Source organism: Nafulsella turpanensis ZLM-10, assembly GCF_000346615.1.
GTDB classification, from domain to species: domain Bacteria; phylum Bacteroidota; class Bacteroidia; order Cytophagales; family Cyclobacteriaceae; genus Nafulsella; species Nafulsella turpanensis.
Map to the genome: position 1 here is coordinate 81,097 of NZ_ANNU01000030.1, position 18,857 is coordinate 99,953.

19 protein-coding genes and 1 pseudogene are annotated in these 18,857 nt (G+C 46.3%); 9 read left to right on the forward strand and 11 right to left on the reverse strand.

The window, feature by feature from the left end; all coding sequences use genetic code 11:
• Nucleotides 1-13: 13 nt before the first annotated feature.
• The 7 genes from F752_RS0112785 (at nucleotide 14) to prfB (ending at nucleotide 7,465) form a co-directional block, all read left to right on the forward strand.
• Nucleotides 14-2,749, forward strand: a complete 2,736-nt coding sequence (locus F752_RS0112785) for a tetratricopeptide repeat protein (protein WP_017732143.1) — start codon at nucleotides 14-16, stop codon at nucleotides 2,747-2,749.
• Between the two features lie 201 nt (nucleotides 2,750-2,950).
• Complete coding sequence (locus F752_RS0112790) at nucleotides 2,951-3,193, forward strand: hypothetical protein (RefSeq protein WP_017732144.1); 243 nt, start codon at nucleotides 2,951-2,953, stop codon at nucleotides 3,191-3,193.
• A 166-nt stretch (nucleotides 3,194-3,359) separates the two neighbouring features.
• A complete protein-coding gene (locus F752_RS0112795; RefSeq protein ID WP_017732145.1) occupies nucleotides 3,360-4,073 on the forward strand; it encodes an ABC transporter ATP-binding protein in 714 nt (237 codons plus the stop codon).
• Between the two features lie 15 nt (nucleotides 4,074-4,088).
• A complete protein-coding gene (locus F752_RS0112800) occupies nucleotides 4,089-4,643 on the forward strand; it encodes a cob(I)yrinic acid a,c-diamide adenosyltransferase (RefSeq protein ID WP_017732146.1) in 555 nt (184 codons plus the stop codon).
• 93 nt (nucleotides 4,644-4,736) lie between these two features.
• Complete coding sequence (locus tag F752_RS0112805) at nucleotides 4,737-5,801, forward strand: branched-chain amino acid aminotransferase (protein ID WP_017732147.1); 1,065 nt, start codon at nucleotides 4,737-4,739, stop codon at nucleotides 5,799-5,801.
• Nucleotides 5,802-5,867: 66 nt separating this feature from the next.
• Nucleotides 5,868-6,377 carry a hypothetical protein gene (locus tag F752_RS0112810; protein ID WP_017732148.1) on the forward strand — a complete coding sequence of 170 codons (510 nt, stop codon included), beginning with the start codon at nucleotides 5,868-5,870 and terminating at the stop codon, nucleotides 6,375-6,377.
• Nucleotides 6,378-6,387: 10 nt separating this feature from the next.
• Nucleotides 6,388-7,465, forward strand: a protein-coding gene (prfB, locus tag F752_RS0112815) for a peptide chain release factor 2 (RefSeq protein ID WP_152425130.1) whose coding sequence is annotated in 2 segments (ribosomal slippage) — nucleotides 6,388-6,447 and nucleotides 6,449-7,465 — 1,077 coding nt in all. Because the reading frame shifts where the segments join, the coding sequence is not laid out codon by codon here.
• A 22-nt stretch (nucleotides 7,466-7,487) separates the two neighbouring features.
• On the opposite strand, the gene F752_RS27045 is transcribed toward prfB, so the two are convergent.
• The 4 genes from F752_RS27045 to F752_RS0112830 all read right to left on the reverse strand — a co-directional run bounded on the left by F752_RS27045 (nucleotide 7,488) and on the right by F752_RS0112830 (nucleotide 10,491).
• The gene (locus F752_RS27045; protein ID WP_456093668.1) at nucleotides 7,488-7,631 is read right to left on the reverse strand and encodes a DUF7279 family protein; all 144 of its coding nucleotides are present in this window, start codon (nucleotides 7,629-7,631) and stop codon (nucleotides 7,488-7,490) included.
• The gene (locus tag F752_RS24085) at nucleotides 7,564-8,772 is read right to left on the reverse strand and encodes a porin (protein WP_017732150.1); all 1,209 of its coding nucleotides are present in this window, start codon (nucleotides 8,770-8,772) and stop codon (nucleotides 7,564-7,566) included. The genes F752_RS27045 and F752_RS24085 overlap by 68 nt, the downstream gene beginning before the upstream one ends.
• An 84-nt stretch (nucleotides 8,773-8,856) precedes the next feature.
• Nucleotides 8,857-9,795, reverse strand: coding sequence for an alpha/beta fold hydrolase (locus F752_RS0112825; RefSeq protein ID WP_017732151.1), 939 nt, complete (start codon nucleotides 9,793-9,795; stop codon nucleotides 8,857-8,859).
• A 132-nt stretch (nucleotides 9,796-9,927) separates the two neighbouring features.
• Complete coding sequence (locus F752_RS0112830; protein WP_017732152.1) at nucleotides 9,928-10,491, reverse strand: type 1 glutamine amidotransferase domain-containing protein; 564 nt, start codon at nucleotides 10,489-10,491, stop codon at nucleotides 9,928-9,930.
• A gap of 108 nt (nucleotides 10,492-10,599) precedes the next feature.
• Here F752_RS0112830 and F752_RS0112835 point away from each other — a divergent pair, with 108 nt between their 5' ends.
• Nucleotides 10,600-11,670, forward strand: coding sequence for a DNA topoisomerase IB (locus F752_RS0112835; RefSeq protein WP_236614007.1), 1,071 nt, complete (start codon nucleotides 10,600-10,602; stop codon nucleotides 11,668-11,670).
• A 53-nt stretch (nucleotides 11,671-11,723) separates the two neighbouring features.
• On the opposite strand, the gene F752_RS25785 is transcribed toward F752_RS0112835, so the two are convergent.
• Nucleotides 11,724-11,897 (reverse strand): YqaE/Pmp3 family membrane protein, encoded by a 174-nt coding sequence (locus F752_RS25785; RefSeq protein ID WP_081604563.1) that lies wholly within the window; start codon nucleotides 11,895-11,897, stop codon nucleotides 11,724-11,726.
• A gap of 329 nt (nucleotides 11,898-12,226) precedes the next feature.
• On the opposite strand from F752_RS25785, the gene F752_RS0112840 reads away from it, so the two are divergent.
• The gene (locus tag F752_RS0112840; RefSeq protein ID WP_152425131.1) at nucleotides 12,227-12,610 is read left to right on the forward strand and encodes a T9SS type A sorting domain-containing protein; all 384 of its coding nucleotides are present in this window, start codon (nucleotides 12,227-12,229) and stop codon (nucleotides 12,608-12,610) included.
• A 440-nt stretch (nucleotides 12,611-13,050) separates the two neighbouring features.
• Here the strand turns inward: F752_RS0112840 and rny are convergent, their stop codons facing one another.
• From rny to F752_RS25790, 6 genes and pseudogenes are all read right to left on the reverse strand, one after another.
• The gene (rny, locus tag F752_RS0112850; RefSeq protein WP_017732156.1) at nucleotides 13,051-14,616 is read right to left on the reverse strand and encodes a ribonuclease Y; all 1,566 of its coding nucleotides are present in this window, start codon (nucleotides 14,614-14,616) and stop codon (nucleotides 13,051-13,053) included.
• A 111-nt stretch (nucleotides 14,617-14,727) separates the two neighbouring features.
• Nucleotides 14,728-15,018 (reverse strand): cell division protein ZapA, encoded by a 291-nt coding sequence (locus F752_RS0112855; protein ID WP_017732157.1) that lies wholly within the window; start codon nucleotides 15,016-15,018, stop codon nucleotides 14,728-14,730.
• 19 nt (nucleotides 15,019-15,037) lie between these two features.
• Nucleotides 15,038-15,334, reverse strand: a complete 297-nt coding sequence (locus F752_RS0112860) for a hypothetical protein (RefSeq protein WP_017732158.1) — start codon at nucleotides 15,332-15,334, stop codon at nucleotides 15,038-15,040.
• A 2-nt stretch (nucleotides 15,335-15,336) separates the two neighbouring features.
• Complete coding sequence (pheT, locus tag F752_RS0112865; protein WP_017732159.1) at nucleotides 15,337-17,784, reverse strand: phenylalanine--tRNA ligase subunit beta; 2,448 nt, start codon at nucleotides 17,782-17,784, stop codon at nucleotides 15,337-15,339.
• A 73-nt stretch (nucleotides 17,785-17,857) separates the two neighbouring features.
• Nucleotides 17,858-18,490, reverse strand: a complete 633-nt coding sequence (locus F752_RS0112870) for a DUF1684 domain-containing protein (RefSeq protein ID WP_017732160.1) — start codon at nucleotides 18,488-18,490, stop codon at nucleotides 17,858-17,860.
• A gap of 118 nt (nucleotides 18,491-18,608) precedes the next feature.
• Nucleotides 18,609-18,800 (reverse strand): annotated as a pseudogene (locus tag F752_RS25790) (JAB domain-containing protein); the annotation flags it as partial.
• Nucleotides 18,801-18,857: the final 57 nt, after the last annotated feature.

Here is an 18,857-nt window from a genome sequence, read left to right on the forward strand (position 1 = left end):
CAGAAGTATATTCATGAGTGGTTTTTCCTTCTGGAGTAACTGGGTAAAATCAACAAAAGCGTTATGGCTGATGCTGCTGGTATTATTTGCCGGCAGCATTCTTTGTTTCATAGCGGCCATGTTGACAGGTGACGGCCTTGTTTTTGAATGGCTTTCAGTCGCCACACTTGAGCCTGTAAAGCTTCCGCTGGAGCGGTGGTCCGGCCCTTTGCTAAACCTGGAGCTGGAGGCCAGCAGCTATGTGGTGCGCCAGACTTTTTTAGGGAGCGAGATGCAGATCAATATCTGGCCGGCCCATATTCTGCTGGTGCTGGTAAGTATTGGTTTATCAGCGGCGCTCGCAGTCCTTAGCAGCCTCAGGAGGCTATGGTTCCTGGTAGGAATGGGGCTTTTCTGTGCCATGGTGGTAGGCCTGCGGCTGGAGCAGTTGCACATGTTCGGCCGAATCGACAAAACAGGCGATGTAATTATGTTCCTGCTGTTTCTGCCTTTGAGCTACTTTTTTCATGCGGTAAAACCCACTATTGTTCTTCTCAGGCGCTTTATTGCCTTTCTGGCCCTGTTTATCCTGATGGGGTTGCTGATTTATGCCTTTGCAGGCGTACATAATCCCTTTTTCTACGTAGCAAATTACGGTTTGCCAGCCTTTATTACACTTTCTGTTTTGCTGATTGTGCTGGTTTCGCCCGAAATTATTGCCGGCATTCTCTACTTGGTAACGGCTTCTAACAATGAACACAGCCGCCAGTCCCTCACCCATTTTTCGGTTGCAAGCCTTATTTACCTGCTCAACCTTGCGCTGTACTACCTGGAGGTAAGAGGAATTTTGGACCTTGGTCTGTATACCATCAATCCCTTCTGGATACTGCTGATTAGCCTGTTGGTTGCTTTGTGGACTTTGAATGCCAGGGAGGAGGCTTTTGGAAATATAATACCCTACCAGCCACAGGGGGCGATGCTGTATGTGTCGCTGGCAATAATTTGCCTGGCCACCATGAGCTATGTATTTGTTACGGCTAACGATCCTTTTATAGAAACCTTTGAGGATGCTATTCTATATACCCACCTCGGCTTTGGGGCGCTCTTTTTTGTATACATTCTTGTCAATTTTCTGGCACTTTTAAAGGAGAATAAAAGGGTGTACCGGGTATTGTACAAGCCAAAGTATGTACCCCTTTTTAGCATCCGGCTGGCTGGTTTGGTAGCAGTAATCGGCATGTACAGCCTGCACGGCATGTATGCCCTTTACCAGCCGATGGGCGGCTACTATAACAGCATAGGCGACCTGTATACTGTTTCTAAAAGCTACTACCTGGCGGAGCAGTACTATAAACTGGGGAGCGATTATAAATACGGAAACCACCGCTCTAACTATGCCCTTGCATCTTTGGCCAGTAAGGCAGATAAGCCGGTGCAGGCCATGCTTTTTCTGAAGGAGGGAATTGATCGCCAGCCAACCCCTTATGCCTATGCAAACCTGGCCAACCTTTACTTTAACAACAACTTATTCTTCGACGGACTTTTTACTTTAAAGGAAGGTATTGAACGTTATCCGCAGGAAGGGCGGCTTTATAATAACCTGGGGCTTGAGTTCGGTAAAACCAATGTGCTGGACTCTGCACTCTACTACCTAAACATTGCGGCCAAAGACCCTGAAGCGGAAGAGGAGGCCCTGGCGAACCAACTGGCTATCGTAGCTCAAAAGGGAGGGGCGGGCGCATTGGATTCCATTGCAGGAAGAGCTGTGGAACGACCACTTTTCTACCAGAATAACCTGTTAGCATTTTACAACCGGCAGAAAGCGTTAAAGGCAGCAGGCTTTCCGGAGGTGTTGAGTCCCGCAGAGTTGGAGGAAATAGGAGGGCTCGAAGCGGCCTACCTGCTCAACTATGCCCTGCTTTTGCCCGAGCCGGACAGCTCTCTTGTGCAGCATGTTCAGCAGTTAGTCGATTCGGCTCTCGAAGTAAATTATGAAGAACCCGCCGTTCTGGCGCTGGCAGTAATGCAGTATAAACAGGATAATCATTATGCTGCCTTTAGCCTGTTAAGGAATCTGGCGCACCGCAGTGTATTTAATAATGCCCTTTATTTAAAGTTACTAGGGGTGTGGTCGCTGGAGCTGCAGGCACCTGCACTGGCGGCCTCTTATTTTAATCGGGCGGCAGAGCTGGAAGGAGGGGAGGCTGCAGCGATGGAAGCCATTGCCTTCACCAGGGCCGGTAAGCCTGAAGAAGCAATACAGCGGTGGCGGCAGTTGCCAGACAGCCTGCTGAATAAAGAGTTGCAGCAGCTGAAAACAAACGCACTCTTACAGCTGGAAAAGGGCAATGCTGAAAAAGGGATGGCAGAGGATGTAGTCGCAGAAGGTGAGCTGGATGAGCTCTACCGGTCTGCCCGAAAGGCGGCCGCTGCGGGCGATACGGTAGCCGCATTGCAGAACTATAACCGGATATTTAGCGTTACTCCTTTTCTTGAAAAAGCCTACCTTTCAGGAATTCCGCTCTTTAACGAGGCGGGAAAAGATGAAGTGGCGTATGATTTTTTACTGAAGGGTATACATTTTAATCCTTATTCTGCTCCCCTAAAAGAGCTGTATATTCTGCAAAGCCTGCAAATGGGCCTGGAGGAGTATGCAGAAGATGAGCTGCTGCGACTGGAACAATTGACTGATAAAGAGTATTTTGAACAATTCGTTCAGGAGTATGAGCGAATGAAACAAAAGCTGGCTGCAGATGAAATAAACTGGTAATTCCGGTAAAGGAAATGCTTTATTGCACCTGTAATGTAATAAGCAATATATGGAGGTAATTCTCTAACAATAAAGCGTTGTTTGCGTATAGTAAAGTATCTGCTCAATGGGTTGGGCTGCTCTCTGCAGCTGTAATTTATTAGCGAAGGTACTCCGGTGGATTGGCCCTGGCCGATTTTCTGATTAACCCGAAATATACGCATGAAGCCAGCAGAGTTTGATAATTTAACGATTGATGAGAAGGCGAAGCTTATTCTGAATAAAGGTATATATGTATCCAGATCAGAATTTTTTCAGCTGGAAATATCGTTGTACCGGATGGACGATGAGTTTGTAGAGCTTTGGTACGAGTCGCTGAGCGGAAGAATCTTCAAAATCGACCACATCAGGAATAAAAAAATTAACCCTTACCTGAAGCACCTGGGGGCGAATAACCTTAACTAAACCCTTCCTTTTCCTGTAATCCTGCCAAAGTTCCGTTTATATAAATGTGGTAGGGAAGTATTTTAATATTGCATTAATTGTTGTTAAGTAGCCTTTTGTTTAGAAATAAATAAAAGGTTTTTTATTTTAAGCCAAGCACTTATCTTTAGTACAACGAAGAGCGTTTATGAAAGCAATTATCCAGACCAGCCAGATTTCCAAAATATACAGAATGGGCAGTGAAATAGTAGAGGCCTTAAAATCTATTTCTATTACTGTTAATAAAGGGGAGTATGTCGCTTTTATGGGGCCCTCCGGCTCTGGTAAATCTACCCTTATGAATATTATCGGCTGTCTCGATACGCCTACGAAAGGGCAGTACATCCTCAACAACAATGATGTGAGCGATCTTTCGGAAAATGAACTGGCCGAAATCCGCAACAAAGAGATAGGTTTCGTATTCCAGACTTTTAACCTGCTGCCGAGGGCTTCCTCCCTGGAGAATGTGGCCTTACCCTTGGTATATGCCGGCTACAGCAGGTCGGAGCGGGAAGAGAGGGCATACCAGGCACTTGAAAATGTTGGCCTTGGCGATAGAGCGAAGCACAAGCCCAATGAACTTTCGGGTGGCCAGCGCCAGCGGGTAGCCATTGCAAGGGCGCTTGTAAATAACCCCAGCATTATTCTGGCCGATGAACCCACCGGTAACCTCGACTCCAAAACATCTTACGATATCATGAACCTCTTCCAGCAGTTGCATGATGCCGGCAATACCATTATAATGGTAACGCACGAAGATGATATTGCCCATTATGCCCACCGCATCGTACGTATGCGCGACGGGCTGGTGGAAACTGATGTGCGCAACGAAAATATTACTGCCATAGAAGCATTGAAGTAAAGAGAAAGAAAATTAATGAAGATATATACAAAATCAGGTGATAAAGGAACCACTGCCTTGCTTGGCGGAACCCGCGTAAGTAAGGCGCACCTCCGGCTCGAAGCCTATGGAACGGTTGATGAGTTGAACTCTTATATCGGATTTGTGCGGGACCAGGAAGTAAACAATTCGAGGCGCGATTTGCTTAAGCAAATACAGGACCGCCTTTTTGCTTTAGGAGCTAATCTTGCTACCGCTCCGGATAAGAACGTAAAGAATATACCTGATTTAAAAGAAGAAGATTTAGAGCTGCTTGAGAAGGCCATGGACGAAATGGATAAGGAGCTGCCTCCGCTTAGATACTTTATTTTGCCGGGCGGGCACCAGGCTGTTTCCTTTTGCCACATTGCCCGCACCGTTTGCCGACGGGCTGAGCGGAATACCGTGGTGCTCCATGAGCAGGAACCTATAGCTGATATTTGCATCCGCTATCTCAATCGCCTCTCCGATTACCTCTTCGTGCTGGCACGTAAAATGGGTCATGAACTGGGAGCCGAAGAGGTAAGCTGGAGGCCAAGAGGTGAAAAGTAATTTGGGATTAGGTTCTGATTTTAGTATATTCGTAAACGCTTATTTACTGCGTTTAAGCGAATTTCAAACGTTTTCGGAACTTAATTTGGTAAAATGGTTGATACGTTGAATATTGATATCAGAAGAACTGCAAACAGCAGAATAAAAGAGGTTGATTTTGCCAATATTCCATTTGGCAAAGTATATGCCGACCACATGTTTGTTGCTGACTATGACGGGAAGCAATGGACGAACCTCCGCATTCAGCCCTACGAATATTTACGCTTAAGCCCGGCCAACTCCGCACTCCACTATGGCCAGAGCGTGTTTGAAGGAATGAAGGCGTATAAAAATGAAGAAGGCGAAGTGCTTATCTTCAGGCCTGAGGCAAATTTTCAGCGCCTGAATAAATCGGCCGAAAGAATGTGTATCCCCACACTTCCCGAAGACATTTTTATGAGCGGCCTGACTGAGCTGCTAAAGCTGGATAAAGATTGGGTGCCCTCAACCCCTAATACTGCCCTCTATATCAGGCCATTTATTTTTGCTACAGATGAGTATATCGGGATCCGTGCATCCGAAACCTATAAGTTCATCATTTTCACCTGCCCGGTAGGTTCTTATTATTCAGAGCCTGTGCGTGTGAAAATTGAAACAAAATATTCCCGCGCAGTAGAGGGCGGAACCGGAGCAGCCAAAGCAGCAGGTAATTATGCCGCTTCTCTCTTCCCGGCCCGCAAAGCTCAGCAGGCAGGCTACCACCAGCTGGTATGGACCGATGCCCGCTCCCATCAGTATATTGAGGAGTCCGGCACCATGAATGTGATGTTCCTGATTGGCGATACCCTAATTACCTCACCTATCAGTGATACCATTCTTTCGGGTATTACCCGCAACAGTGTATTAACCCTTGCCCGCGAATGGGGCTATAAGATAGAAGAGCGTAAAGTGAGCGTTAAGGAAGTAATAGAAGCTATCGAAAACGGTACACTGAAAGAAGCATTCGGTACCGGTACAGCCGCTACCATTGCCCACATTGCCCTTATCGGCCATGAAGATAAGGATTACGAGCTTCCGCCGATTGAAGGTCGTGAGCTGTCGAACCGGGTACTAAAAACCCTCGATGCCATTAAAACAGGCCGTGCCGAAGATAAATGGAACTGGGTATACAAGCTCTAAGGGAAAACTAGTTTTTATAATAAATCCACTTAAACACCCTTAAGTGGATTTATTTTTTGTTCAATAATGAAACAGCTGCTCTTTAGCTTTTTACTTCTCCTGTTCAGCTTCTCCTGCCTGCAGGCCCAGCAGAGCCTGCAGATTCATAAGCGCGGTACCAATAAATATTATTATATAATGAAGGGCGACTCCCTTCGCCTGCAGCTGGAAGGGCAATCGGAGGCAATAAGCGGGTCCTTGGGCTATTATGATAAAGAAACTATTCTCTTTGCCGACAGCCTTATCCGCCTGCGCGATATCGACTGGATAGATATCTCGGAGGTGAACCAGGGAGAAAGGCTCTGGAATGTAAGCTCTGACTTGCTCCTTGTTGCAGGCGTTGGTTACTTTGCACTGGACCAGGCCAACATATTAATGGAAACTGGTGGTTTCCACCTGAACGAGAGCGTTACTATCTTTAGCGTAGCTGCCGTGGCAGGAGGGCTGATGATAAAAGTATTAGACAGGATACTAAGAGATAAAAAAGCCCGTATGGGCAAAAAGTATATTATTGCAGTAACAGACCATTCAACCTAAAAAATAAATTATGACAACTGAACAGTTGAAAGACTTGAAGGCGCGCGTTTCGGCCTTGAGGAGGTATCTTTGACTACGATACTAAAATTGCAGAAGTAAAAGAAGAAGAAACCATTACTACCCAGCCCGACTTCTGGGAAAACCCATCAGAAGCAGAAAAGGTGCTGAAGGAAATCCGCTCCAAAAAAGTGTGGACGAATAGCTTTGAGAAGGTGCAAACTGCTTTCGACGACCTGGCTACCTTATACGAATTTTACGAAGCCGGCGATGTGGAAGAGAAGGAGATAGCACAGGAGTACCAGAAAGTGCTGGACATACTCGAAGAGGTGGAGTATAAGAAGATGCTGAGTGCGGAAGAAGACCAGCTCAGCGCCATGGTTGAAATTAATCCCGGGGCCGGTGGTACCGAAAGCCAGGACTGGGCCGAAATTCTTATGCGGATGTATATTATGTGGGGGGAGAAAAGCGGCTTTACCGTTCGGCAGGTAAACTACCAGCCGGGCGAAGCTGCCGGTATTAAATCCGCTACCCTGGAATTCGATGGTGAATTTGCCTATGGTTACCTTAAGTCAGAAATTGGTGTACACCGCCTGGTGCGGATATCGCCTTTCGACTCCGGCGGGCGCAGGCATACCTCTTTTGCTTCGGTGTATGCTTACCCGGTAGTGGACGATACTATTGAAATAGAAGTAAACCCTGCCGATATTCGCTGGGATACTTTCCGCTCAGGCGGAGCAGGAGGGCAAAATGTGAACAAGGTGGAGACCGCAGTGCGTCTGCATCATGCCCCTTCCGGCATAGTAGTGGAGTGCCAGCAGGAACGTTCTCAGCTTAAAAATAAGGAGCTGGCCATGAAAATGCTGAAGTCGCGCCTTTACCAGGAGGAAATTAATAAACGAAATGAGGAGCGCGACAGGATCGAAAGTACGAAGAAAAGAATTGACTTCGGCTCGCAAATCCGCAACTATGTGCTGCACCCCTACAAGCTCATTAAAGATGCCCGCACGGGCGTAGAACGCACAGATGTGCAGAATGTGCTGGACGGAGACCTTGACGACTACATAAAGGCATATTTAATGCAGCAATAGGTTTATGCTACTATGGTAGCAATTATAAAGAAAGGAGCTTCAAGGGCATTAAACCCCTGAAGCTCCTTTTTCTTTTCTTTATTTGTAGTGTTGTGGGCTTAGAGACCCAGTTCCATCTGAAATCTCCATTGCCAGTATTCCTGCTGCTCAGGAGCCAGACTTTCATCAGTTAAGTAGCCAATATCAGACTGAATCTTTATACGGTGCCCTCTGATGTATTTGCTGACACCAAACAAAAGCTCGGTTGTGGGCTGGTAGAAGGAAAGCACAAGCGGGTCGGGTTCGGTGGAGGAGTAGCGGGTATTTACACCCCAAAGGTTTGGCCAAACGTAGCCGCCCTGTATCATATAACCGTTACCTGTACCTACGGCAACTTCCTCCTCTTCAAACATGGTAACAGGCTCATCAGTAAAAGTATTCATGTATTCTCCCATGAGCGACCAGCCTGCGTATTTAAAAATAAAGTCTGTAAAAAAAGTATTGATGTCCCTGTTCTCAAGCAGCAGCGAACCTCTCTGTCCTCTTTCACGGATAGCGTCATCGTTGTAGGAATAGCCGGCTCCTACAGAAAGTTTAGGGGTTTCCTCGCGCAGGAGGTCTCCCTCAAAATAGTCGCCACCACCTTCGAACCAGCCAAAAGGCAGCAGTTCTACTCTTTGGGTAACGGCAAGGTTCAGCTCTCCCTGGTTAAGGTCCTGAGAAGCTGAGAGGATATTGCGGCCTTCTCCATTAGTAAGAGCACCTGCATAGCGGAAGCCTAACTGTCCTAACGATTCTTCGTACTCCAGTAGCAGGCCAACATCCCGGTCGAGGTTAAATTCTGAATTAAGAAGGCTTCGATCCACCAGGGCCATGGCCTGGCTGCTGATTACCCGCTGGCGGTTGCCGGGTAGTTTAAACTGGCCAAAGCTCAGGGCAAGGCTGGGGCTGAGAGCGTACTGGATGTAAGCATCGTAGAGGATGTTGGCCGTATTATTCAGCGATTCCCTCAGGTCGTTGCTGCTAAAGCCTAGCTCCAGCTTAAAACTCAGGCGGGGGTCTATTACATAACCTGAGGCTTTGAGGCGGAGGCGGCGTAGCCTGAACTCTGCCTCGGTAGGAGTAAGTCCGTCAGAGTAAATGGAACTGACATCCAGCCGGCTTTGAATGCGTGCTCCAAACTGGATCTGGCTGCTGGTATCTGGTGCGTAAAAAATTACGCCATCTGCGGCAGGGTAAGTAAGTGCTTTTTGTGCCTGGGCAGGTTTAGCCTGCCAGAGGAGCAGGCATAATAAAAATATGGCTCCGGGTAAGTGTTTGTTTTCCATGCTCCCAAAATTAAAAAATTACGGAATTATGAAGCTATTTTTATCGATTTGTTAAGATTATGTATTTGTTAAGAAATAGTTAAGCTATAGTTTGTGCTTCTGCATCCAGCGAAGAATCAGCTGAAAATGGTCGCGGGTTGCATCTGGGTGAGTCAGGAGGTTAATGTGGTCGTAATCGTGGAGAAAGCCCTCCTTTTTACCGATAATTTGTAGTTTTGCTCTGTCCGAACCTGTTTCTGCTATCAGGCGGGCAACATCCTTATAGTGTCCCAGTACTTTGTCGTTGGCACCCGTGAGGTAAAGTGCAGGAGGGAGGCCTTTTTTCTTTAAAGCCTTTTTATAGTTGAAACCATCGTGCCAGTCGAGCCATTCCTTATCGGCTACCCAGCGAAAAGTTTCGCGGTAAGAGCGGGCCGATTCACTTTCTGAACCAATGCGGAACCTTTTTCCCGGCAAATAGCCATAGTGCTTCACGAGCAGGCGCGAAAGGAAGTTCCAGCCAAAATCGATTTGCAGGAGTTTTTTAAAGTTAAAAATGCTAATGTGGCGCTTGGAACCAAAGAATACCATACTTGTTACGCGTGCAGCAGGTGTATGGCGGGCCAGCCAAGCAAGCATTAATACCCCACCCCAGGAGTGGGCAATCCAGTGCTGGGGCTGTGGGCCTTTTATTTCAATTATTTTGCTGAGGTAGGCGGCAAAGTCTTTCTCCAGTATTTCACTTAAACCCCATTTGCTTGTGGCATCTACTTTTGGAGTACTTTTGCCTCTTCCCCGTAAATCGACCACAAAAACGTTATAACCTTGTTTAGCCAGAAAAGGGGCCAGCCCTTTACCGGAAGAGGAGTAAAAAATATGGCCATCTTCCACGGAGCCATGGACCATCCACACTGCTGGCCCATTGGTATGGTGGTAAAAACGGCGGAGGTGGAGCTTTTGCTCACCCACGGTAGTATAGATGGATTCCTGCCGGAGTGCTGTCTTTTCTAAGCTGGAAGAATTTTCCCTTTTAATGTTATGCATGCATACAAAAGTAAAACATTTAGTGTAGATAGTGCAGTCAAACAGCCTTAAAATGGAAGCATAAAAAAGCTCCTGTTAAAAACAGGAGCCTTTTCTAACTTAACATTTTCATACATACATCATCATATTCTGCTAGGCAGTTTGTTCATCATGAACTCCTTCACAGAATTCTTCAATCATTTTTCGGCAAAAGGCAGGCAGGTCATCGGGGTTTCGGCTGGTTACCAGTCCCTCATCCACTACTACTTCCTCATCTACCCAATTGGCACCGGCATTTTTAAGGTCGGTTTTAATGGAAGGATAAGAAGTAAGGGTTCGGCCTTTTACCACATCGGCCTCAATCATGGTCCAGGGGCCGTGACAAATGGCGGCTACGGGTTTCCCCTGCTCAAAAAAGTCGCGGACAAAACTAACTGCATCTTTGTCCACCCGCAGTTTATCGGGGTTAATCTGCCCGCCGGGTAGTACCAGGCCATGGTAATCTTCGGCCTTCACTTCTGTTACTTTCTTATCGACCGGAAACTCCTTGTCCCAGTGGTCATGGTCCCAGCCTTTTATTTTGCCATCTTTAATACTAACTGTATGTACTTCGGCACCCTCTTTTTCGAGCTGGCGCTTAGGTTCTGTAAATTCTACCTGTTCCACACCGTCAGTTGCCAGTATAGCTATTTTTTTTCCTTTCAATATATCTGCCATAATCAATTTTATTTCAGTTCAACTTACCTGATTTTACGACCATAATCCGGGAGGGTTTTTGTTAGCAGGCATAAACTTATCCATCTCATGTCCGGTTATGGCTAAGGATTGAACAGAGATATGGAAGGAAAGAAAAGAAGAAAGCTGATATATGTTACTGATGAGCAGCCAGGTTACCGGCGAAAGAAGCATGGACGAGGGCATGTTTACTTCGATATGGATGGGCACAAAATAAACAAGAGTGTAATGGTAGAGCGCCTGGAAAAGCTGCCTATTCCGCCTATGTGGGATGATGTGTGGATTTGCCAGAAGGAGAACGGGCACCTGCAGGTAACGGGTTTTGATGAGAAAGGAAGGAAGCAGTATCTGTATCATCCGGATTGGGTGACCTACCGGAATGCCAATAAGTTCAATAAACTTATTGATTTTGCGAAAGAACTGCCCTCCATCAGAAAGAGGGTGCAGCAGGACCTGCAGCAGGAAGAATGGACAAAGGAGCGGGTACTTGCGCTGGTAGTGAGTGTGCTCGACGAAGCCTATATCCGAATCGGGAATAAGGCTTACCTGGAAGAAAATAATACCTATGGACTTACTACCCTGCGGCGGAAGCACTTAAAAGTAGAAGGAGAGGAAGCTGTTTTTCAGTATAAAGCGAAAAGTGGCAAGGAGCGGGAAGTTAATATTGATGATAAAGAACTGGTAGCGCTCATCAGGGAATGTAGCGAATTGCCTGGCTATGAGATTTTCCGCTATCGGGAAAACGGAAAAGGAAAGGCGGTTGATTCGGAGGATGTAAATGATTACCTGCACGAAATAGCAGGTGAGGAATTTAGCAGTAAGGATTTTCGTACCTGGGGTGGTACTGTTTCGGCGGTGGAAGAGTTAGAAGCAGCTTTGGCTGAAGCAGAGGAGTACCCCAGGAAAAAACTTATGAGCACTCTCGTGCAAAGAGTGGCCGACAGATTAGGAAATACCCCTGCGGTCTGCAGAGAATATTATATACATCCGGCCATATTGGAGGCAGCGGAAGATGGCCGCCTGGAGCAGGCGGTTAAACGGAGCCGGGCCGAAAAAAAAGATGAGTATGATTTAGATAAGCATGAAAAGATTGCCCTAAGGCTGTTAAAAGAATATTCCAGGGAGCACGAGATAAAGCCCGTTTTAAAAGGCCAAAAATAAAAGGGAGCCCCAGTAACAACGGCTCCCTTTCATTTTATGGTTAATTGGTTTTATTATCTGCTGTATGAGGTTGAACGGCTTAGCACGATAAATGCGTGAATTACGCCGGGTAACCACCCAATAATGGTTAGTAACACGTTCAACCAGAACTTGCCACCTAAACCATAGCGCATGGCTACTCCTGCCGGTGGCAGTATAATAGCTAGTATTATTTCTAAAAGTGTCATAACTAAATAGGTTTAGTTCAAAAAATATTTGTCCTATTCTACGTAAGTATAACAGTTTGGTTTTCAGCAAGTAAGAAAGTTGATATCTTTATACGCCCGCTTACGTACGCTAAAGAAGGCCTTTGATACGCTCCAAGCTTGTTTTCTGATAAGGAAAAAAGCCATTAAAGGGTAATGTTACATTTATAAATAGGCGAAAAAATAAAAGAAACTTACCTTTAGGCACAATATTTCTGCCGTCAAACAGAAATGTTGTGGAATTTGGTTCAGTATTTGTTATACTACATAAAAAAAATTGCCTTATATGTTATAAATTTACACTCATGAAGATGAAGAAAGTATTTTTGTTGTTAATGCTGGTAGTCCTGCCCGTTTCGGGGCTTATGGCGCAATCTTCGTCCGAAAATCAGACACAAAAGCCGAGAGAGTTCTCTTTCTTTGAAGACAAGGTACTGGAACCAAGAAGCGATATTAAGCTGTTTCCCAACCCTGCTGTCGATTACCTGATTATAGAACTGAAGGATCCTTCCATGGTGTCGGTAAATTTTGAGCTGAATAATATTCTTGGAAATACCTACAGTCTCAGAAGCGAGAAGATGAGCGGAAACCGCTATAAATTTTATGTGAAAGACCTTTCGCCAGGCTATTATTTTCTAACGGTGAAGGATGCAAATACCGGCTATAAACGTGCGTACCGCTTTGTGAAAAAATAGTCGGCCATGAAAGCTGCTGGCCAGTATTTAATATAAAGATTCTGAAGAGGTGAGGAGCATGAGGTTCTCACCTTTCTTTTTGCCTCTGCCTTTCAGGAAAGCAGCTATTTCTTCTAAAATCAGATTCAGTATTTCTGTTATCGCAAGTGAGCGCTCATACCACCATCCACAACGAGAGATGGCCAGTGATATAGCTAGTGTCATCGGAGCAAAGCTACAGAATAATTTCAGCTGCCTCCTTAGCAGTATAGGGCTTGAGAAGTAATAGAAAAGTAAATATTCCCCCTCCTTGGCGTCTACCCGTCCTTCTGTATTTATTTCAAAAATCGATTGTAGCAAATAAATACGGAACCACCACTTCAGTTCTTTTTAATCATCAGCAATGGTAAAAAAAAGCCCCGGCAAATTTGCCGGGGCTCCTTATTTATTCTGGTTCGTTGCTATTTGGCATAAGCGACAGAGCGCATTTCGCGGATAACCGTTACTTTTATCTGGCCGGGGTACTGCATGTCTTTTTCAATTTTCTGTGAAATCTCGAAGGAGAGCAGACCTGCCCGCTCATCATTTACATTTTCGGCATCAACCATAATTCTTAATTCACGACCAGCCTGAATGGCGTAGCACTTATTCACACCATCGAAGCTCAAAGCCAGTTCTTCCAGGTCTTTGAGGCGCTGAATATAGCTTTCCATTACTTCGCGACGGGCACCAGGGCGGGAGCCGGAGATGGCATCACAGGCCTGAATAATCGGCGATATCATGGAGGTCATTTCAATTTCGTCGTGGTGAGCACCAATGGCATTACAAACTTCCGGATTTTCCTTGTATTTCTCTGCCAGCTGCATACCCAGGATAGCGTGCGGTAGCTCCGGCTCTTCCGGCCATACTTTACCAATATCATGTAAAAGACCGGCACGCTTCGCCAGCTTCGCATTCAGTCCAAGCTCAGCTGCCAAAGTGGCACAAAGCTTGGCTACTTCGCGGCTGTGCTGGAGCAGGTTCTGGCCATAAGAGGAACGGAAGCGCATACGACCTACCATCTTAATCAGCTCCGGGTGCAGGCCATGGATGCCCAGGTCAATAACGGTACGCTCGCCTATTTCCACGATTTCATCTTCAATGTTTTTAGTGGTTTTGGCTACAATTTCCTCGATGCGGGCCGGGTGTATACGGCCGTCGGTAACCAGGCGGTGCAGCGACAGGCGGGCAATTTCGCGGCGAACGGGGTCGAAGCCTGAAATAATAATCGCCTCCGGGGTATCGTCAACAATAATTTCCACCCCTGTAGAGGCTTCAAGAGCACGGATGTTTCGTCCTTCGCGACCAATGATTTTGCCCTTAATGTCGTCGCTTTCAATATTGAATACCGATACACAGTTTTCAATGGCATGCTCTGTTGCGGTACGCTGAATCGTTTCCAGTACCACCTTTTTAGCCTCTTTGGTAGCAGTAAGCTTTGCTTCTTCAATAATATCCTTAATATGCGACGAGGCCTTGGTACGGGCTTCATCTTTTAAGGTTTCTATCAGCTGGTTACGAGCCTCTTCGGCGGTAAGGTTAGCCGCCTTTTCAAGAATGGAAATCTGTTGCTCTTTAAGCTTCTCGGACTCTTCGCGACGTCGGCGGGCTATTTCCGTTTGCTCTTCCAGTTCGCTTTTTTGCTTGTCGAGCTCTTTTTCCTGGCGGTTTACTTTTTCGAGTTGTTGCTTTAGCTGCTGCTCTCTCTGCTTCAGCTTATTCTCATTATTGCTGAGAATATTTTTCTTACGGTTTACCTCTTCTTCAAAATCTGCTTTAAGCTTCAGGTATTTTTCCTTTGCCTGCAGCATTTTGTCTTTTTTAATGCTCTCGCTGCTGGCTTCCGCTTCTTTGATAATAAGGGCTGCTCTCTCTTTTGCGTCTTCTTCTCGCTGCTTATATACTTTTTGTAAAAGCATACGCCCGATAAAGATACCTGCTGCCAGCGCTACAATGGCGGTGAGCAGGACATATATGGCTACTTCCATGTTGAGTTTGTTAAACTATGATTAATTTATTGATATAGTTAACAATAAATGGAGGCAACTGCAGAGTGCAAAATTAAGTGCTACATAAAAAGTATGACAGGTGGATCTGTTTTACTGTAAAGCCTCGTTAATCAGGGCATTCAGCTGGTCTATTTTTGCGCTCATGCCTGTATCCTCAGGGAGACTTTCCGGAATGGAGGCCCCCATTTGTTCTACAACACAATCGAACGCCACCATGGCCAGGAGGTCCTGCTTATCATTAATTCCGAAGCGGTTCCGGTAAGTCCGAATCCGTTCGTTTATGATTTTGCCTGCCTTACGTATTTTTTCCTCATCTTCCGCGCTTACCTTCATGGGGTACTCGCGGTCGCCGATCTTTAAGCGGATGGAAAGTTCTGCCATAGAAAACCTTCTAAATTTATTACTCGCTCAAATGAGCAATACACAAATCTATCTTTTTTATATAATCACTCAGCTTTTGCTTTATCTCAGCAGATTCACTCTCATCTACTGTTGCCGAATTTGCAATTTTACTAATATTAATTTTATTTTTAAAGTTATCCAGTTGTTCTTCTTTAGTCCGCACAACAGACTTTAGCTCTTTATTTTCGTTTCGTACCTGTTCGAGCTCTTTTTGTACCCGCTGATGGTCGGATAACAGCAGCTTAAGCCTGCGCTCAAGCATGTTTAACTTACCGGCTAAAGATTCCTGCTCCATGCTTACTTTCTGATAACTGCTCCCAATTGGTCTTCAAACGTTTTGATCAGCCGCTGCATTACCTTGTCTATTACCTTATCGGTAAGGGTTTTTTCCTCATCCTGTAAAATAAAGCTCAGAGCATATGCTTTTTTACCTTCTTCCAGCTTGTCGCCCTCATATACATCAAAAACGCCTACACGTTTTATCAGGCTGTTTTCCTGGCGGTTGGTGATCTTGCTGATGTCTTCGAACTGTACTTTTTTATCGATAACCAGCGACAAATCGCGTCTTACTTCCGGAAATTTTGAAATCGGCTGGTAAGTAACCGAATGCTCTTTATAAGCCTCGAGCAAAGCTGCCCAGCTTACTTCGGCCCAGAATACTTCCTGCTTAACACCTGCCAGTGTGGCGAGTGCCGGGGCTACTTTCCCTAATCGGGCAAGCGGCTCCTCCTTAGACTGGCCCCTCCTTCGTTTCGACCTACCATTATACATAATTTCTGTGCCGTAGGCAAATCCTTTTTCATGAATCACCTGCGTATCATACTCCCTGATGCCAAAGAGGCCAAATATTTTTTCCACAGCCAGGCGGATGTCCTGAAAAGCTACAGGGCGGGAAGCCTGCAGGTAGTGTTCTGCCCCGGCATTTCCACTCAGCCAGATACCCAGGAACTTCTTTTCCTCAAAGCCATCGCCATTGGTCTGGTAAGTTTTACCAAACTCGAACAGCTTGAGGTCGCGCTGGCGGCGGTTAATATTATGGGCAATCACTTCCAAACCGCCAAACAGGAGACTCTGGCGCATCACCCCCAAATCTTCGCTCAGCTTATTGAGAATTTCCACCGTTCGGCTTTTGTCAATAAAGTCGACCTCCTGTGCATACTCTGGCTTGGTAAGCGAATTGGTGATGGTTTCCAGAAATCCGTTAGCGGCTAAAAGTTCGCTGATACGGCGCTGCTGCAGGTTCTCGTCTAATGCCGGAAAGGCTGCCAGATAGCTGCTGCTGAGCGTTTCGCTGGTTTCAATATTGTCGTAGCCATACACACGAAGCACCTCTTCTACCAGGTCGGCAGGACGCTGCACATCTACCCGGTAAGGCGGTACCAGGGCAGTAAAGCCTTCGGCTGTTTTGTCGGTCAGTTTAATATCGAGGCTTTCGAGTATGCGATCGGTTTCTGCCGCGGGTATATCCTTTCCTATTAGCTGGTTTATGTAGCTGTAGGTGGTTTCAATCCGGAAGTCCTCTACTTTTTGGGGATAGATGTCTGTGATTTCGGAAGAGATATAGCCTCCGGCTACTTTTTTAATCAGCAGGGCAGCCCGCTTTAGGGCATAAACGGTGATGTTAGGATCGGCTCCCCGCTCGTAGCGAAAGGAGGCATCGGTTTTGAGACTGTGGTGCTGAGCAGTACGGCGTATCCAGTCAGGAGAAAAATAGGCACTTTCGAGGAAGATGGCCTTTGTGCTTTCCTTCACGCCACTTTTGTGGCCGCCGAATACTCCGGCAATACACATTCCTTCCTCGGCATTACAAATCATCAGGTCTTCGGCCTGTAGCTTTCGTTCCTTCTCATCAAGCGTGGTAAAGGCTGCTCCCTGTGGCAGGGTACGAATCACTACCTTGTCTCCTTTAATGGCTGCGGTATCGAAGGCATGCAGGGGCTGCCCCAGCTCATGGAGTACAAAGTTGGTAACATCTACAATGTTATTAATAGGCTGGAGGCCAATTGACAACAGGCGGTTACGGAGCCATTCCGGCGATTCCTTTACCTCTACATCGCTTATGGTAAGGCCGGAGTAGCGGGGGCAGGCTTCCAGGTTCTGCACCTCTACTTCGATACGATGGTCGGTATTTTCTACTTTAAAAGCATCGACAGAAGGCAGCTGGAGCGGGCGGTTAAGCAGTGCTTTCAACTCACGGGCCACGCCCATATGAGAAGCGGCATCCGCACGGTTGGGTGTAAGTCCGATTTCCAGTACCTCTTCACTTTCGAGCTGGAAGTATTGAGCTGCCGGCGTTCCGTTGGGCAGATGGGTATCCAGCACCATAATGCCGGCATGGGAGCTGCCAAGGCCAATTTCATCCTCTGCGCAAATCATGCCTTCCGATACTTCGCCCCTTATTTTCGCTTTTTTAATTTTAAAAGGTTCGCCTCCGGCAGGATACAGGGTGCTGCCTACCGTAGCGATAACCACCTTCTGGCCGGCTGCTACATTGGGAGCGCCGCAAACAATGGGCGATACCTGGCTGCCAATATCTACTGTGGTAATGCTTAACTTATCGGCGTTTGGGTGCTTTTCGCAGCTGAGCACCTCTCCAATTACCATACCTTCCAGTCCGCCGGGTACTTTTTCTGCTCTTTCAATGCCCTCTACCTCCAGTCCTGAGGCAGTAAGGAGAGCGGCAATTTCCTCTGCGGAATGTTCGAATGAAATATATTTTTTTAGCCAGTTAAGAGAAATTCTCATGTTTTACCGTTCTTGCAGTGCAAAAAATCTTTAATCCACAAAATTAAGGATTTTGGCCACTTGGCCTTACTGCTTAGTCGTAATTTTGAAAAGTTTTCTCTCCGGCCCGAATGGCTACCGAAAGGTTATTTTCTTTTGGCGGAAAAGGGCAGCTAAAGCCATCAGTATAGGCGCAGTAGGGGTTATACGCCTTATTGAAATCAATAATCATTGTTTTCTTTTTGGGTATTTCCAGGTCCAGATAGCGGCCTGCTCCATAGGTTTCGTTGGCGCTGGTTGCATCGCTAAAGGCCAGGAAGAGTCCTTCTGTTTTAAGTCCCTGTGCCGATTGCAGCAATAGCAGGCGATGTTCCTCTCCATCGAGTGTGAAAATGGCATAGCCCCATTTCTTAAATGGTTTCTGTTTATTGTCGCTGGTGGCCAGCACGAGCAGGTCCTTTTTTTTATTTTCCTCTATCCGGGCTTCGACACGATAAGCAGGGTCAGGCTCAAAATATTTAAGTCCTGCAAAACTTTCTTTCTGCTCCGGTTTTAGCGGCGATTGTTCATCGTGTTTCATGAAATTATCCTTATCGCGGCGTTTCTGAATAATTTCTTCCACGTATTTACTTTCCCGGGCCTCCTCGCTGCTGGCGGATCCGTAGAGGGTATAAAATAAAATGCCTGCTACGAAAAGAATAAGTAAGGGAATAAGGACTTTTTTCATCAATTTATCTTTTTAAGGCCTGAGCCATTCATGTGTAGTGAAAGGCATGGTGCAGTCTTTCCTGCTGCCTTTCAACCAGGAGGTGAATCCTTTGCTAATATCCTAAGCATTCGTCGCATTACAAAATTCCTTCATCGGCAAAACTGTAATAGGCATGGTCGGTAAAGATGAGATGGTCCAGAACCGGGATATCGAGCAGGGCACCTGCTTCTTTTAATTTCTTTGTTAGTTTCAGGTCGGCCTCGCTGGGTTTAAGGTTGCCGCTCGGGTGGTTATGCACGAGTATGAGAGAGGATGCCAGGTGCTGCAGGCAGGAGTGGTCGGAAGATTTTTTCTTCCGACCTTTTTATTTTTAGTGGTAACAATT